Below are 15297 nucleotides of genomic sequence, written 5' to 3' on the forward strand. Positions count from 1 at the left end.
GGCTTTTCCCCTTTATGCTGTATTGTTGATCTTTGGTTTTACCCTTGATAGGAACTGAGTCGCTAACAGCTCAGTTCCTTTTTTTTTCGTTTAAAGCAAATATCTTGTACAAAGAAAAAGCCAAAGTGCTCCCCAGTCACTTTGGCTTTTTCATTTAGTTTTTGTTTATTGTTATTCTTTGCCCAGTTTTTGTTTTGAAACTCTGAGTGTGGTCAGTACTCGGTTTCTTTTCTACTTTCCCCAAGGTTAGACGCTAAATAAGTTCAATCCTTTAAATTTTTCTAACAGTTGTTGTTGTGTTTCAACGTATTCTGGATGTGGCTCGATACAGGCAATTGGGCAAACATCGACACAGGTTTGGGTATCATAAAAACCAACACACTCGGTGCAGCGGTTGACGTCTATTTCATAAATTTTATCACCTTCAAAAATAGCGGTATTGGGACATTCAGGAAGACACATATCACAGTTAATACAAGCATCCGTTATTTGTAGTGCCATAGCATTATCCCCAGTCAGCTTGTAACATAAGCCAATGCAGGCGCTGAAATGTCAGTGCTTGAATGCGGTAAGTTACGAATGAGCAGGGCATAGCGCATGTCTACATCAGCAGGAACGGGTATTTCAACCACATGTCCTGAGCCTTTCGCTTCAAGTATTGGATTGCCTTTTTTATCGAGGATTTCTGTTAGTTTAAATATGATGTTGCCTGAAGTGGTCATGAGTTCGAGCACATCGCCCACTACAAAACGGTTTTTGACATCGACTTTCAAATAATCGCCATTGCGTTCCAAAATTTCACCGCAGTATTGTTGATGGTCAAAACTGGATGAACCATTTTCATAGTTTTGATATTCGCTATGCACGTGGCGGCGTAAAAAACCTTCGGTATAACCACGGTTGGCCAGACCTTCGAGTTGTGTCATGAGTGAGGAATCGAAAGGTTTACCTGCGAGCGCATCATCTATGGCTTTGCGATAAATTTGTGCTGTACGGGCACAGTAAAAATAAGACTTGGTGCGTCCTTCAATTTTTAAAGAATGAATCCCCATTTGGGTTAAGCGCTCAACATGTTGCACCGCGCGTAAGTCTTTTGAGTTCATAAAGTAAGTACCATGTTCGTCTTCTTCAGCAGCAAACATGTCTTCATCATGACGTTGTAGTAATACGGGTTCATCAAACTGATGCTGTGCTTGCATATGCAGTTCATCAGCATTAGAGCTTGAACAGCAGTTGGAGCCTGTATTCAGATTTTGGACTGGGATCACATCGCCATTTTCATCTTGCTGAGTCTCGTGTACTTTGTATTCCCAACGGCATGCATTGGTACATGCCCCCTGATTGGCATCACGTTTATTCATATAGCCGGAAAGCATACAACGTCCAGAGTACGCCATGCATAGCGCACCATGCACAAAAACTTCAATTTCCATGTCTGGTACTTGTTGCTTAATTTCTTCAATTTCATCAATAGATAATTCACGGGACAAAATGACCCGAGTCAGTCCCATGTTCTTCCAAAACTTCACAGTAGCCCAGTTAATGGCATTGGCTTGAACCGAAAGATGCACATCCATGTCTGGAAAATGTTCGCGTACCATCATAATCAGGCCTGGATCCGACATGATCAGGGCATCGGGTTGCATTGCAACCACAGGTGTGAGGTCACGAATAAAGTTTTTGAGTTTTGAGTTATGTGGTTGAATGTTGACGACCACATAAAACTTTTTACCTAAGTCATGCGCTTCTTGAATGCCGATAGCCAGATTGTCATGGTCAAATTCATTATTGCGCACACGTAAACTGTAACGAGGTTGTCCGGCATAGACTGCATCTGCACCATAGGCAAATGCATAACGCATATTTTTAAGCGAACCTGCAGGAGAAAGAAGTTCAGTAACGTGATGAATGCTCATGATTAAACTAAGGCATAGAAAAAATATGGGTTTATTGTAGGGCTTTAAAAAATAGATTCAACCTAGTAAACAACTCGGAATTTAAACGGTTATAGACGCGAAAATTACATGTTCAAATGCTGGATGTGAGTGCTCCATTATAAATGTTTGAATATATGGTTTTATGTGGCTAAGGATAAAAATGAATTTAAATCCCCTTGTTTTATAAAGTAAAAGATCTGTTATATAAAACTTATTCGAGGTTCTAATCATCAAAAAATTGGAGTTCTTTGCGGCCTTTTATCCGAAATAATTAGGGATCATTTTTATTAGATTTGAGGTTAGGCTAGATTTTTTATTTCTGAAATTATTAAAAAATTAAAGAAAATAAGGATAAAAATCCTGCATTGCCCACGAATGGTTTGAGTAAATAGGTAGCAAAACTGAGTAATACCCATATTCTAAATTCTGCGTTGATGTGTTTTATACATCTAGCCCTGCTTCAAGATGTCTTAAAATTTGACAATCATCAATGGTTGATTGAGTTGAGCAAGACTGCCGAAGCTGTTGTAGCTGTATCTGAAATTTTTGCAATTCAATGATTTTTTGTTCGACTTGTTTTAAATGCTCATCGATCAGTTGATTGACAGCACTACAGTCTTGTTGAGGTTTTTGTTCCAGTTCAATCAGGTATTCAATTTCTTTGAGTGAGATATCCAGCGCGCGGCAACGTTTAATAAAGATGAGTCGTTTAAGTGCATTATCTTGATAATAGCGATAATTATTGTCCCCGCGAAAAGAAGGTTCTAATAAATGCTTTTTTTCATAGAAACGAATGGTATCGGCACTTAATCCTGTTTTATGGACTAAGTCTTTCATCAAATAAATAGCAGATGAGTTTTGTTGATTCATTTTGCTTGACCTTAGAGCGACTCCATAGTTTTTAATCATAATAGAAAATGATTACGTCTGAATAGAGGTTGTGTATATGGCATGTTCTTCTTGCAGTTGTGCACCTGCACCGCAAAAGCCAAATAGTAAGTTTAGAACGGCATTGTGGATAGCCTTATTGATCAATTTAGCTATGTTCGTGGTGGAGCTCATTGGTGGGGCTTATGCGCATTCGTCATCTTTATGGGCCGATTCTTTAGATTTCTTTGGTGATGCAGTCAACTATGGTATTTCCCTAGCGGTGCTTGGTGCGAGCTTGTATTGGCGGGCGACAGTGGCATTGCTTAAAGGTATAACCATGGCGCTGTTTGGCTTAGTCGTGATAGGTAAAGTGATTTATGCCTATGTTTTGGGAATTCCGCCTGAAGCCATGACCATGGGGGTGATTGGTGTGATTGCTTTGCTTGCGAATGTGGTTTGTGCCGTCATTTTATATGCCTTTAGAGAAGGTGACTCTAATATGCAATCGGTCTGGCTTTGTAGCCGAAATGATGCGATTGGGAATGTGGCGGTTATTTTTGCTGCAATAGGTGTGTTTGGTACAGGCAGTTTGTGGCCAGACATAATCGTGGCAGGCATTATGGCGACTTTAGGTATGACGGCGGGTTATCAAGTGGTGAGCAAAGCGTTATCTGAGCGCAAAAAAAGTATATTAGAAAATTCGACTGCACAATAAAAGTGAGAGTGCTTCTACGGTTTAATTCTAGATTTAATACTACTGCTGGAAATTAATGCTTGGCATTCATAAGATGTGAATTCACTCCATATTCAAGAGTTGGATACGTGAGTGTACAAGGACGTTTAGCTACTGAGGTGAATTAATGAGTTCGTAAACTCATCTTGCTCCAAAAGTTATTCCATAGACTTAAATATTCAGTTTGAAGTTGCTGGAAATACAGAGCCTGTTCAGGTTTATAGCATTGTGTGAATAGCACCCAAACGTCGTCTTCATGATTGTCATCGTTAGCAAGGGTTGTATCACTTGTAATTCAGTACAAGCCAAAATGAGCAGCAAGTCTGCATAAGAATGAATATGTTCTTGAATAAATTGTGCGATTGCAAATGCTTCAGGCTCGGTCTGTTTTTGATCGGTGACATTGAGTTCAAGTTGCTGCATCAGTTGAAGGAAATAGACCAAATGCGATTTAGAGGGTGAGCTTTTCTCAAGTTGATGGGTATTAAAACCCAATTCATCTAGAAGATTTAGTGACAACAAATAACGTGCATATATCTTGGCTGCAATGCGGTCTTGCTCCACGATATTACTGTCGTGCTCAAGTTGCAGTGCTTGATACATAGCCATACTCAAAGCATCAGTGAAAATTTTGACAATGGCGGTAAAATAATTCAGATGAATAAATTTCAGCTGTTCAAGGCTCAGTTGGCATTGATGCAGCCGTGTCAGTATCGGATGTTGAAATAAAATATGTTCGGCTGTCGTTTGTTTCAAGCGGATGATCGCTTGAGTATTGGTTGCCCATGACGCTGAGCTTAAGGATCGTTCAATAAAGCGCAAAACTTCTGCGCGGGTATGTTCAGACTGGGTGAAGGAGAGAGCATTCATATACGAAGTAAATTTTAATTGTCATCATTTTTATCATAGTGAAAAAGATCCGACTCTTCTAGTGTTTTATTTATTTTAAAAACTATATATTTCAAATGGTTATTTTAATATTGATATTGTTTCTTATAAAAAAACGGTGTTGATCTAAATTTGATATATAATATCGTCTTCAATCGATGTATTTCGTTTTCATGTGCTGTTCTTTTGGGTTAATGGCTTAATTTTAAAGTTTTGTGCATCAGGTAAAATAAATGTCAAAAAAAGAAGACATCATTAACACAGCGCTTAATCTCTTTAACTCACATAGTTATAATTCTATCGGTGTGGATCGGATTATTAGCGAGTCTGGCGTTGCTAAAATGACGTTTTACAAATACTTCCCATCTAAAGCTAAATTAATTGAAGAATGCTTAGTGACCAGAAACCAAAATTTACAGCAGTCGCTTGAAGCGACGATTGCTGCATGTGACCCAAGTGATTATCTCTCCCATATTCGTGCAATTTTTGAATGGTACCATGCTTGGTTTCATAGCGCGGATTTTAATGGTTGTATGTTCCAAAAGGCAGTTGAAGAAATTTCAAAAATTTATCCTTCTTCACTACAGCCCGCAATTGATTATAAAGAATGGTTAAAAGGCAAGTTATGTCAGGCTTTGAATCGTCTAGGTGTGAAGCAGGATGAACAGTTGGCGGCTTTTTTATCGAGTATTTTGGATGGCATGACCATACAAGCACAAATCGATCCGAAGCAAGTACATTTGGAAGATTATTGGAAGCGTGTGAATACTTTAATTCAAATGGAACTTTCAGCTGCCTAATATATAAATTTTGATTTTAAGGTTAACCTAATACACTCATTATATTGCTGGCTTAAATGCGCTTAAAATAAATCACGTACAAATAAATAAGCGCGATAACGGTTAAGTTATCGCGCTTTGCTGATAATGATTATGTTCCATATCGCACATTATTTGACAATAATGCATGATATGAATATGAGCAACTTAATGTGCCTTCTTATATTTTTTGTACCCTCTGAATGTTTTCGGTCATTCAGTATTTCAGCAAAAATAGACAGACTTGTCTGTTTTGTTGAATTATAGAGACTTTGTGGAGAAAAACAACCAATCTCTCATTATTTTGGCTGAAATTTATTCATCATGCTTAATATCCCTTAAAATATGTAGGGTATTCATTATTTATTGTGTTATTCAGCCGAATGATTAAGGCACCTTGGGGGTAAATAAATGGTAAATTCATTGATTGGTTCAATCAGAACACTATAGGGTTTGAGCTGATCTTCATAGCATACAAGATTGAGCCTTGCTAAAAGTTCAAAGCGAGCATAATGCAGCGTTGCAGGTTTTGGATTTAAGCAACCATGCCACACACGATAGCTGCCGAGTTTTCCATCGCGGCGATGGTAAAATCCTGCCAAAGGATGAGTCAAGAAGACCTGATAACTTTCTAAATTGGGAAAGCCTTCAAAAAGCCATGGGTCATGTTCGGACTGAGACAAATGCACATCTGAAGTGGCCCATGCCGATTGAGTCCGCATTTTATATTGTGTATATCGACCCTCTGCATCTTGCTGACAATCAAACTCAATCTGTGCAGGATGCCACGGTAGTTGCCAGACATAACGAGGAACGATTAGCGTCCAAGAGTCCAAAGTCGTTCCTAAAAACCAAACACAACGTTCCTGTGTTTCCTGATCAATCACGTAGACACGATAATTAGTTTGCCCCATAGTGAATTTTGGAAAAGGATAAACCGCAGAGCTGAAATCGACATCGATGAAGGGCACTACCGACATCAGTGCATGTTGTTTGCCTTGGTACTGGACCGTGTCTAACTTAAATCGTGCTGGAATGATCTCTTTAAAACGAGCTGGGTCAACGGCATAAGTAATGAGGGCAAAATGCTGGAGTTTACACTGTACATCGAGGCCGCTGGGCTTGGGTTTTGGATGTAAATAGTCTTTAAATTTGAGTTCTGGAAAGGTCATGGGTTTAAATTCTAGATTTGTTATTTTTTTAATATTAGATAAAACTATGCGTAGAGTAAATAAAAAACCGAAGCCTAAGCTTCGGTTTTTTAATATCTTTATACGATCTTATTTTTCAACGAATGCACGTTCAATCACGTAGTCACCAAGTACACCCATACGTGGCGACTCTTTTAAACCATGTTGGTCTAGAAGTGCAGCAACGTCATCGAGGAATGCAGGGCTACCGCAAAGCATTGCACGGTCCGTTTCTGGGTTGAAACGTGGTAAACCGATCTTCTCAAAAATCTCACCAGTTTCAATTACAGTTGTGACACGACCTTGGTTTGGATACTCTTCACGAGTAACCGTTGGGTAGTAAACCAATTTATCTTTAATGCCTAGCTCTTCAAAGAACTCATTGTTCGGAAGTTCGTCTAAAATGAGGTCTTGGTAAGCCAATTCAGAAATGAAGCGTGTACCATGAACCACAATCACTTTCTCAAAACGTTCATAGGTTTCAGGGTCACGAATGGTCGCCAAGAACGGTGCAAGACCTGTACCAGAAGAAAGCAGGTATAGGTTTTTACCTGGGTTTAAGTCATCAAGTACTAAAGTTCCAGTTGGTTTTTTAGATACCAAAATTTCGTCGCCCACTTTAACTTTTTGTAAAATAGAGGTTAACGGGCCATCTGGAACTTTAATTGAGAAAAACTCAAGTTCTTCTTCGTAGTTTGCACTAGCAATAGAATAAGCACGCATTAACGGTTTGCCATTTACTTCAAGGCCGATCATCACAAATTGACCGTTTTTAAAACGTAGAGCAGTGTCGCGCGTCGTTTTAAAAGAGAATAAAGTATCATTCCAATGGTGGACGTGAGTAATCTTTTCGACGTTGAAAGCAGCCATTAAAGGTCTCAATAAATTATCAAATTAGAACAGGTTGCTATTCTAATCTAAAATCATTCTCGATAAACTGAATATATTTAATTGAGCTTATTAGAAAAAGTGATGATGACTGAGTTAACCTTGCCAATTATTGGCTATATGCACTCTTCTTATAAGGAAAAGTTTGGTATTCCTCGTCAGCCTAATTTGGTTCAAGTGGAATCGTATATTGAAATGCTAGCACCCTATAATGATGTTCTGGCCTTTGAAGGAATTGAGGCATTTAGTCATGTATGGTTGGTGTGGCAGTTTCATGACAATAAAAATCCAGAAAAAAACCAGTTTCGCTCACAAGTTCGTCCGCCACGCTTAGGGGGCAATAAAAAAATAGGAGTATTTGCTACGCGTAGTATGTATCGTCCTTCACCGATTGGTCTATCGGTGGTAAAGCTCAAGTACGTTAAAAAAGAAGGGAAATCGGTTCGAGTGTATGTCACAGGAAGTGATTTGCTAGATGGCACCCCGATTGTCGATATTAAACCCTATATTCACTACTCAGATGCCGTTATAGAAGCGGAAAGTGGCTATGCGCAAGATGAACCTAAACGTAAATCGGTGATATGGTCGAATCGGGCGATCGAACAGAAGCAGCAGCTTTTGACGAGTGGGAAATTGTCTGTACAGACCCTACAAGAGCTTGAAGCCATTTTATCTTTAGATCCCAGACCGGCGTATCAGGATGATGAAGCACGGGTATATAAAATGAAATTTGCTGCTGTTGATATCGCTTTTACAGTGGGTGAAACTACAGTGAATATCACGGCCGTAGAATGAGAGATTTAAAGAGAGAAGCTCCAATACAACAGCCCAATCAAAACCACCATATGCAAAATCTGAATCGGGGCAAAAGCTATAAAGTATTGCTTACCACCTGTTAAGGCGGCATTAATGGACTTGGCAACAGCGTGTGCAGTCAAACCTAATATAAATGCAGACATTGCTGCCGTGTCTGTCGGTGCCCCTTGCATGACCACTGTTGCCATCGCTGCATGAATTTCAAATAAAGAGGCCAGCAAAGTCCCAGCGATTAAACCTGCATCTCCCAGCCAAAGGTTAAGTCCATACACACCCGCTTGGATGAACGTCAAAGTCAGGGCAATAATGCCAGCCTCTTTTAAGCTAAACATGCGTGAATCAGTGGGTTGATGTTGTTCTTGTGCAGGGGCAGATCGTACCAACGCATAAGCACAGATCCCTAAAAGGACACTTGCCACAAGCGTCGGCAGCAGTATAGTTTTGAGCCAAAGTATACTCACACCTGCGACTATAATTAGTAGTTGCAACAAAGTCGCAATACAGGACATGAGCGCTGCACCTGCATTGGGTTTGGCAAGTGCTCGACCTGCACGTACTTCCATGCCTAAGCTGGCAACAGTCGCGGTACTGGATACAAAACCTGAGGCGATTGCCGATAAAATCATGGCATTTTTAGTGTTCAGCAGTCGTTTGGCAATATGTGCAAGCGCTTGAACACCAAGAATAAGTGTAACTAATTTTAAAATAATATAGGGATTCAGCACAGCACCCCATAAAGGCGTATTCGGCGTTAAGGGCAAAGCAATTAGAATCAGTGCTAGAAGAAAGATACCGTCTTTAAATTCAGCTTCAGTAATCCATTTTCCAGCAATGCTGTGCATAGAATGTTTGGTCATTAAAATAATGGTCAGGAGCACGGCTAAACCTGCCGCTAAAGGGGTATTCCACAGGCACATTGCGCCAATAAAATAGGTCATGACAAAGGCAAGTTCAGTGGTTGAACCCAAATCTTCTGTTTGGTTTTTCATTGAGAATATAACTATGCCGCCGATGATCAGCGCACCAACAATGCCAATATTGACACCAAATAAAAAACAAATGGCACCGAGAAGGGCACAAATGGCAAAGGAGCGTAGTCCTGCAAAGCTCTGTTGGTTTTCACGTTGTTTGCTTCGTTCGCGCTCTAGACCAATCAACAGTCCACAGCCTAATGCTGAAGCCAAGGTAATGAGGACATCAGATAAAGCCAAGTTGTTGATGGAAACTATGCTGAAGTCCAAGCCTATCTCACTAAATTTAATGACCTGTCTAAAATATAGGCGAATGCTGAAGGTGGATTCAAGTTAAAAGAGCAAGATTTGTGAGTAAATTCGTGATTCTATTGATGAGCTTGGCTACTCCTCGATATTTGTGGGATTTGCTTATGCTTTGTGTGAATGAATACAGAAAATCTTGCTATAGTGGGGTTATGTTTGGGGACGTATAACAATGAATTTTAATTTTGAAATTGATACCACTTGGTGCTTAGATCAACTGTTTAAAGATGGGCGAATTACTGAAAAAGAAAAAAATCTAGTACAAACCTCGCACCGTCAACGCGATCAATTGAAGTGGCATCCTTTACAGTGGATTGCTCATTTTAATCTGGTGGATCAGTCGCATCCACAGTCGAGACTGACATTAAATCGGCTGTGTCAGTGGCTAGCCGAAAAGACCCAATTACCGTTTTATGTGATTGATCCACTCAAAGCCGATGTGCAAGCTTTGACTTCGGTGATGTCTCAAGAATTCGCCTTCCGCAATAAAATCTTGGCAGTAGAAGTTCAGGCTAATCAAGTTATGATTGCAACAGATCAGCCGTATATGAAAGATTGGATTGCAAATTTGGAGCAGAATGTTGCACCGAAAAAAATCCAGCGTGTATTACTCAGCCCTGAACAATTACAGCGCTATATGGTCGAGTATTATCAGGTGAGTCGCGCCGTCAGTAACTCCCAGAAGTCTGGGAGTTATGACCGTGATAATAAAGGCGTAGAAGCACTTTTACAGTTGGGTGATAGTCAAAACCTTGATGCCAATGACCAACACATTGTTAAATTAGTCGACTGGGTTCTACAGTTTGCTTTTGAGCAAGGTGCCAGTGATATTCACTTAGAACCACGTAAAGACAACGGCAAAGTTCGTTTCCGTATTGATGGAGTGCTGCATACGATTTATAACATGCCTGCCAATACTTTAACCGCAGTGATTTCGCGGATTAAAATTTTAGGTCGAATGAATGTGGCGGAAAAACGTAAACCACAAGATGGACGGTTAAAAACACGGACACCGAAAGGACAAGAAACAGAACTGCGTCTTTCGACTTTACCGACTGCTTTTGGTGAAAAGTTGGTGATGCGTATTTTTGACCCTGAAGTTTTAGTGCGTAGCTTTCAGCAGTTGGGTTTTGAAGGGCATTTGCTCAGTGATTGGCAAGCGCTGACTTCGCATAGTCACGGCATTATTTTAGTGACAGGGCCAACGGGTTCAGGTAAAACCACCACGCTTTATTCTTCTTTGAAACAATTGGCTACCGAACAGGTGAACGTCTGTACCATTGAAGACCCAATTGAGATGTTAGAGCCGAGTTTTAACCAAATGCAGGTGAATACAGGCATTGATCTTGGGTTTGCTGATGGTGTTCGCGCACTGATGCGTCAAGACCCTGACATTATTATGGTCGGTGAGATTCGTGACCATGATACGGCCAATATGGCGATTCAGGCCGCACTTACAGGGCATTTGGTGCTTTCAACTCTGCATACTAATGATGCACCTTCCAGTCTGACGCGTTTGCATGATTTAGGCGTACAACCGTTCTTAACCGCGGCAACCATTTTAGGGGTGTTGGCACAGCGTCTCGTACGTCGTTTATGTCCACATTGTAAAGTTGAAAAGCAAATCAATAGCCAAGAATGGGAGCATCTGACTTTTGATTACATTATGGAGATGCCTGAAAAAGTCTTTACCGCAGTGGGATGTGAAGAGTGTCGTCAAACGGGCTACAAAGGACGAGTCGGCATCTATGAGTTTATGCCCGTGAGTTTAGAGGCAAAGCAACTGATTGGTGCCAATGGTGACTTGACTGCACTGCGTCAACAAGCCAAAAAAGAAGGCATTGAGCCTTTAAGAATTTCGGGTGCTCGTAAAGTTTTAGAAGGCGTCACGACACTAGAAGAAGTGTTACGTGTCGTCCCACTTAACTAAGCGTTTAATGCTTTAATTGAATCTTTCTTAAGATTCAGCTCATCTAGCTTTGGTTTAATGACTTCATCAAATAGATGAACAATTAAATAGAGGTACTGGATATGAATATGATGATGAAAGCGTTATTGGTTGCAGGTGTTATTGGCTCAACCACTGTCGCTGTAGCAAACACCGCAGTGAACCAAGCGGCAGTTACTGCTTCAACACCAACTACAGTTAAGCATGCGTTAACATTAAAAGATGACAGTCACGTCCAGTTAAAAGGTTATGTGGTCAAAGCCATTGGGGATGAGAAGTATGAATTCCGTGACCAAACTGGTTCAATTACTGTCGACATTGATGATGAATTATGGGGTGGCAAAGCAATTTCGGCTAAAACACCTGTAACCATTATCGGTGAAGTAGATATTGACTACAAACCAGCAAAACGCGTTGAAATTGACGTAGATCAAGTGAAATTCTAAACACACTTGCCCAAGCTCAATTCAATTTTGATTGGGCTTTCTTAAAAAAACCACAGGGCTAAGATTTGATCTTAGCCCTGTGGTTTTTGTATTTTGAGTCATTTCACGGCATGATCTAAACAATAGTGATTAGGCAGGTTAAGCAGTGCGGATATTATTAGCAGAAGATGATGCCTCTCAAGCTGAGAGTATTAAAACTTGGCTTGAAATGGATGGCTACAGTGTCGACTGGGTGGAACGGGGCGACCATGCCATTTTAGCCATTGAACAGCATCAGTATGACTGTGTGCTTTTAGATCGTGGTTTGCCACATGCCACAGGTGATGACATTTTGCTGAAAGTCCGTGGCAAGAACCTATCGACTCCTGTGATTTTTCTCACAGCGCGTGACAGTATTCGAGATAGAGTCGAAGGGCTAGACTTGGGCGCCAATGATTATTTGGTCAAACCTTTTAGTCTAGAGGAATTATCCGCTCGAATTCGTTTACAACTTCGACAGCAACAGCATAGTAGCTCGCAGGTATTGAGCTATGCCAATATCCAACTCGACCCACAGTCCAAAAGTGTGACTCAAAATGGTCAAGCTGTTAATTTAACCGCCAAAGAGTTTCAAATTTTGCATAAATTGATGCTCAAGCCAGAATATGTCGTTACGCGGGAACAACTTGAGGAAAGTCTTTATGCATGGGGCGATGAAATCGAAAGCAATGCGATTGAGGTTTTTATTTATCAATTGCGAAAAAAACTCGGTAGTCATTGTATTAAAACCATTCGTGGTTTGGGCTACAGAATGAATCAGGACACATAATGGCACAGCCAATTTCACTGCAGCGTCAGCTCGTTAAAAGTTCGCTCCTCAGTTCGATACTGGCGGGGCTTTTGGCATTGCTGATGTTTATTGGGGTATCGGTTTATCAGACCATGTCTATGCAAGATGAAATCATGGATGAAATGGCCGATATGTTGCTGGCAGATGATTTAACGGTCAGCAATGGTCAAGCCTTGGCAGAGCTTAGTGATGAGTTTGATATTCGCTATCGACTCGATAATGCGCAGCAACTTTTGACTGCATCCGAAGATGTACCTGAAAAAATAACTGTGGATCATTTGAGTTTGGTTTCCGATGAACCTTATGGTTTTTATTGGTCAGAGCAGAAACTGTGGCGTATTTATACTGCGCAGGATAATCACGGTTTACAGGTTCAAGTGACCCAGTCGATGTCCGAACGTTTCCATGCATTTTGGCAAAGCATCCTAGTTTTCAGCGGTGTGTTGTTTTTAGTCTGGTGTGTACAGTGGTTGTTGATGCATTTTGCCATTCGACGTAAATTTCGGGTGATACACCAAGTTTCAGAGCAAATTTCAAATAAATCGGTCAATGATTTAGCACCTATTTCTATGCCAGAACCTGAGCTGATTGAGTTGCAACCGATGCTATCTCAGCTGAATGCCTTGTTGGCGCGTTTAGACCAAGCTTTAGTGGCAGAGCAGCGCTTTACCGCGGATGCTTCACATGAGTTACGTTCTCCACTGTCTGCGATACAAATGCGACTTCAGGTGCTCAAGCGCAAGTTCCCTGAACTTGAAAGTGAGTTCAAACCGATCCAGCAAGATGTCAGTCGTGGGGTACAGGTGTTGGATAATTTGTTATTGCTGGCGCGTCTAGACCCTGAGCAAAAGGAGGGCTTGGCGAAGACTAAGTTTGACTTCAGTCTACTAATGCAGGACGTGATTAAAGCTTTACAGCCGTTTGCTGACTCAAAACAGATTAAAATTAACGTGGTGCTTGCAGAGCAAGCCTGTGTCTTGGCCAATGAGCAGCTCTTATTTAGCGCACTTCGCAATTTGCTCGACAATGCCATTCGCTATAGCCCCGAGCAGGCACAAGTTTTTGTCAATCTCACTATTGAAAAACAGCAGCTCAGACTGAGGATTGAAAATAGCGGAAATGGGGTCGATGCAGCAGTTATCCAGCGCTTGGGTGAACGCTTCTATCGGGCTTTAGGTACAAAAACACAAGGTTCAGGCTTGGGCTTATCGATTTGTCAGAAAATTGTCGATTTACACGCAGGGCAGTTGTTATTTATTTCATCCGACTTAGGCGGTTTAAAAGTGGAGCTGCTGTTAAATAGGGTTGAGGCTTAGATGTGCAGATTTGCGATAAAAACAGCATAAATGATCAAACTTAAAGACATTAAAAAGCAGTACGCGCTGACATACTGCTTGTTTCCACGATTATTGTTATTGGGTTTTTATAGTTCTTATTTGGTAAGAATGAGTCGGTTATTGCGAGTGAGTCGTAGACGATACTCTTCTCCAGCATGCATAATGCGAATTTCACGGCCTAGGGCAAATAAGTTGTTTGAGTGTAGCATTGGTAGTGAATGGGCTGTTTCGTTACGAGTAAATAAGCTAAATGGTGCGTTCATTCTGGCGACTCCGTGGTGTATGTTGAACGATTTAAATGATAATCATTATCGAATGAGGCTGTCAACATTTTCTCGCTGAAAATATAAAAAACTTCAATATCGTTACATGCAATCACTTAATACACTACACATCTGAAATGGAATCTGATTATGTCAAAACCTTTGGTTCAAGTTGCTATAGCCATCCTTTTACATCAAGGCAAAGTTTTGGTGGGCTGGCGCCAGGCGGAACAGCATCAGGGCAATAAGCACGAATTTCCTGGGGGGAAGGTGGAAGCAGGTGAAACGCCTGAGCAAGCTTGTCGCCGTGAAGTGTTAGAAGAGGTCGGAATTGGTATACAAGATTGGCATGCTTTTGACTGTATTCAGTTTGAATATGACGATGTAATTGTCAATTTGCATTTATTTCATGCTGTAGTATCAAATCATCTATTGGCAGACATTCACTCACCATGGGTGTGGTTCAAGCGTGCCGAATTACAAGATCTTAACTTTCCAAAAGCCAATCAAGCCATTTTGAAGCGACTCTATGCCGCACCCGTGATTAAAATTTCAGATCAAATCGATCTGTTGAAGGATTTGCCTGAACAACAAGTGCTGTATTGGCGAGTGTCTGCCAGTCCTGAACATATTTTAAAAATTGCAGAACTGAGTGTAGAACAATTGGCACGGGTGATTGTCAATATAGAACTATGGAAAGGTTTAAATCCACTACAACAGCAGGCAGTTGCGGCCATACACCTGAAACAATCTCAACTGATGCAATTGAGTAAAGGGGAGCTGAATGTTGGGCAGCGTTATATTGCGGCCTGTCATGACCGTAGCAGTGCTGAACATGCACAAGAAATTGGCTGTGATGCTCTTTTACTCAGTCCCGTACTTGATACACTCAGCCACCCAAATAGTGAAACTTTGGGTTGGGAGCAATTGAGTTTGATTGCAGAAGAGATTCATATCCCAATTTTTGCTCTAGGCGGCTTACAGTTAGCCGATTTAGCCAAAGCGCAAAGTTATGGCGCTTATGGTATAGCAGGGCAGCGCTCCATCTAACGGAGCG

General features: G+C 40.9%; 15 protein-coding genes and 1 pseudogene. 8 read left to right on the forward strand and 8 right to left on the reverse strand.

All coding sequences use genetic code 11. From position 1 onward, the window contains the following. Window positions 1-246 precede the first annotated feature (246 nt). The 3 genes from AC4MDD_RS05540 to AC4MDD_RS05550 all read right to left on the reverse strand — a co-directional run bounded on the left by AC4MDD_RS05540 (window position 247) and on the right by AC4MDD_RS05550 (window position 2807). Complete coding sequence (locus AC4MDD_RS05540) at window positions 247-501, reverse strand: YfhL family 4Fe-4S dicluster ferredoxin (protein ID WP_078389479.1); 255 nt, start codon at window positions 499-501, stop codon at window positions 247-249. Between the two features lie 14 nt (window positions 502-515). After that, window positions 516-1916, reverse strand: a complete 1401-nt coding sequence (trhP, locus tag AC4MDD_RS05545; RefSeq protein WP_078389480.1) for a prephenate-dependent tRNA uridine(34) hydroxylase TrhP — start codon at window positions 1914-1916, stop codon at window positions 516-518. Between the two features lie 462 nt (window positions 1917-2378). Further along, window positions 2379-2807: a Cd(II)/Pb(II)-responsive transcriptional regulator gene (locus tag AC4MDD_RS05550; protein WP_005400541.1), complete on the reverse strand. Its 429-nt coding sequence runs from the start codon at window positions 2805-2807 to the stop codon at window positions 2379-2381. 76 nt (window positions 2808-2883) lie between these two features. On the opposite strand from AC4MDD_RS05550, the gene AC4MDD_RS05555 reads away from it, so the two are divergent. Further along, window positions 2884-3522: a cation efflux transmembrane domain-containing protein gene (locus AC4MDD_RS05555; protein WP_039890057.1), complete on the forward strand. Its 639-nt coding sequence runs from the start codon at window positions 2884-2886 to the stop codon at window positions 3520-3522. A gap of 142 nt (window positions 3523-3664) precedes the next feature. Here AC4MDD_RS05555 and AC4MDD_RS05560 read toward each other — a convergent pair. After that, window positions 3665-4410: pseudogene (locus AC4MDD_RS05560) on the reverse strand (hypothetical protein). Between the two features lie 251 nt (window positions 4411-4661). Between AC4MDD_RS05560 and AC4MDD_RS05565 the strand changes: the two are divergent. Further along, window positions 4662-5228, forward strand: a complete 567-nt coding sequence (locus tag AC4MDD_RS05565; protein WP_005400544.1) for a TetR/AcrR family transcriptional regulator — start codon at window positions 4662-4664, stop codon at window positions 5226-5228. A 389-nt stretch (window positions 5229-5617) separates the two neighbouring features. Here the strand turns inward: AC4MDD_RS05565 and AC4MDD_RS05570 are convergent, their stop codons facing one another. Together AC4MDD_RS05570 and AC4MDD_RS05575 are read right to left on the reverse strand one after the other, a co-directional pair. After that, window positions 5618-6418, reverse strand: coding sequence for a DUF2071 domain-containing protein (locus tag AC4MDD_RS05570; protein WP_201951969.1), 801 nt, complete (start codon window positions 6416-6418; stop codon window positions 5618-5620). 108 nt (window positions 6419-6526) lie between these two features. Continuing rightward, a complete protein-coding gene (locus AC4MDD_RS05575; protein ID WP_004696086.1) occupies window positions 6527-7306 on the reverse strand; it encodes a ferredoxin--NADP reductase in 780 nt (259 codons plus the stop codon). A 102-nt stretch (window positions 7307-7408) separates the two neighbouring features. On the opposite strand from AC4MDD_RS05575, the gene tsaA reads away from it, so the two are divergent. Then, on the forward strand, window positions 7409-8119 hold the full coding sequence (gene tsaA / locus AC4MDD_RS05580) for a tRNA (N6-threonylcarbamoyladenosine(37)-N6)-methyltransferase TrmO (RefSeq protein ID WP_039890059.1): 711 nt from the start codon (window positions 7409-7411) through the stop codon (window positions 8117-8119). Between the two features lie 5 nt (window positions 8120-8124). Here the strand turns inward: tsaA and AC4MDD_RS05585 are convergent, their stop codons facing one another. Beyond that, the gene (locus tag AC4MDD_RS05585) at window positions 8125-9381 is read right to left on the reverse strand and encodes an MgtC/SapB family protein (protein ID WP_201951966.1); all 1257 of its coding nucleotides are present in this window, start codon (window positions 9379-9381) and stop codon (window positions 8125-8127) included. A 208-nt stretch (window positions 9382-9589) separates the two neighbouring features. On the opposite strand from AC4MDD_RS05585, the gene tfpB reads away from it, so the two are divergent. The 4 genes from tfpB to AC4MDD_RS05605 all read left to right on the forward strand — a co-directional run bounded on the left by tfpB (window position 9590) and on the right by AC4MDD_RS05605 (window position 13956). After that, window positions 9590-11347: a type IV pilus assembly ATPase TfpB gene (gene tfpB / locus AC4MDD_RS05590; protein ID WP_491882417.1), complete on the forward strand. Its 1758-nt coding sequence runs from the start codon at window positions 9590-9592 to the stop codon at window positions 11345-11347. A 101-nt stretch (window positions 11348-11448) separates the two neighbouring features. Beyond that, window positions 11449-11811, forward strand: a complete 363-nt coding sequence (locus AC4MDD_RS05595) for a NirD/YgiW/YdeI family stress tolerance protein (RefSeq protein ID WP_201951961.1) — start codon at window positions 11449-11451, stop codon at window positions 11809-11811. Between the two features lie 145 nt (window positions 11812-11956). Continuing rightward, a complete protein-coding gene (locus tag AC4MDD_RS05600; RefSeq protein ID WP_114837362.1) occupies window positions 11957-12619 on the forward strand; it encodes a response regulator transcription factor in 663 nt (220 codons plus the stop codon). Next, complete coding sequence (locus AC4MDD_RS05605) at window positions 12619-13956, forward strand: sensor histidine kinase (RefSeq protein ID WP_201951958.1); 1338 nt, start codon at window positions 12619-12621, stop codon at window positions 13954-13956. Before AC4MDD_RS05600 ends, AC4MDD_RS05605 begins: the two co-directional genes overlap by 1 nt. 116 nt (window positions 13957-14072) lie before the next feature. Here the strand turns inward: AC4MDD_RS05605 and hemP are convergent, their stop codons facing one another. Beyond that, on the reverse strand, window positions 14073-14240 hold the full coding sequence (gene hemP / locus AC4MDD_RS05610) for a hemin uptake protein HemP (RefSeq protein ID WP_004696105.1): 168 nt from the start codon (window positions 14238-14240) through the stop codon (window positions 14073-14075). Between the two features lie 150 nt (window positions 14241-14390). On the opposite strand from hemP, the gene AC4MDD_RS05615 reads away from it, so the two are divergent. Beyond that, the gene (locus AC4MDD_RS05615) at window positions 14391-15290 is read left to right on the forward strand and encodes an NUDIX domain-containing protein (RefSeq protein ID WP_201951955.1); all 900 of its coding nucleotides are present in this window, start codon (window positions 14391-14393) and stop codon (window positions 15288-15290) included. Window positions 15291-15297 lie beyond the last annotated feature (7 nt).

The sequence above is a fragment of the Acinetobacter sp. CAU_H_29a_1 genome (assembly GCF_058599505.1).

What these genes read in the sequence shown, in the direction of transcription:
- AC4MDD_RS05540 (WP_078389479.1), bottom strand. Translation starts at nt 501, where the DNA reads ATGGCACTACAAATAACGGATGCTTGTATTAACTGTGATATGTGTCTT.
- trhP (WP_078389480.1), bottom strand. Translation starts at nt 1,916, where the DNA reads ATGAGCATTCATCACGTTACTGAACTTCTTTCTCCTGCAGGTTCGCTT.
- AC4MDD_RS05550 (WP_005400541.1), bottom strand. Translation starts at nt 2,807, where the DNA reads ATGAATCAACAAAACTCATCTGCTATTTATTTGATGAAAGACTTAGTC.
- AC4MDD_RS05555 (WP_039890057.1), top strand. Translation starts at nt 2,884, where the DNA reads ATGGCATGTTCTTCTTGCAGTTGTGCACCTGCACCGCAAAAGCCAAAT.
- AC4MDD_RS05565 (WP_005400544.1), top strand. Translation starts at nt 4,662, where the DNA reads ATGTCAAAAAAAGAAGACATCATTAACACAGCGCTTAATCTCTTTAAC.
- AC4MDD_RS05570 (WP_201951969.1), bottom strand. Translation starts at nt 6,418, where the DNA reads ATGACCTTTCCAGAACTCAAATTTAAAGACTATTTACATCCAAAACCC.
- AC4MDD_RS05575 (WP_004696086.1), bottom strand. Translation starts at nt 7,306, where the DNA reads ATGGCTGCTTTCAACGTCGAAAAGATTACTCACGTCCACCATTGGAAT.
- tsaA (WP_039890059.1), top strand. Translation starts at nt 7,409, where the DNA reads ATGATGACTGAGTTAACCTTGCCAATTATTGGCTATATGCACTCTTCT.
- tfpB (WP_491882417.1), top strand. Translation starts at nt 9,590, where the DNA reads ATGAATTTTAATTTTGAAATTGATACCACTTGGTGCTTAGATCAACTG.
- AC4MDD_RS05595 (WP_201951961.1), top strand. Translation starts at nt 11,449, where the DNA reads ATGAATATGATGATGAAAGCGTTATTGGTTGCAGGTGTTATTGGCTCA.
- AC4MDD_RS05605 (WP_201951958.1), top strand. Translation starts at nt 12,619, where the DNA reads ATGGCACAGCCAATTTCACTGCAGCGTCAGCTCGTTAAAAGTTCGCTC.
- hemP (WP_004696105.1), bottom strand. Translation starts at nt 14,240, where the DNA reads ATGAACGCACCATTTAGCTTATTTACTCGTAACGAAACAGCCCATTCA.
- AC4MDD_RS05615 (WP_201951955.1), top strand. Translation starts at nt 14,391, where the DNA reads ATGTCAAAACCTTTGGTTCAAGTTGCTATAGCCATCCTTTTACATCAA.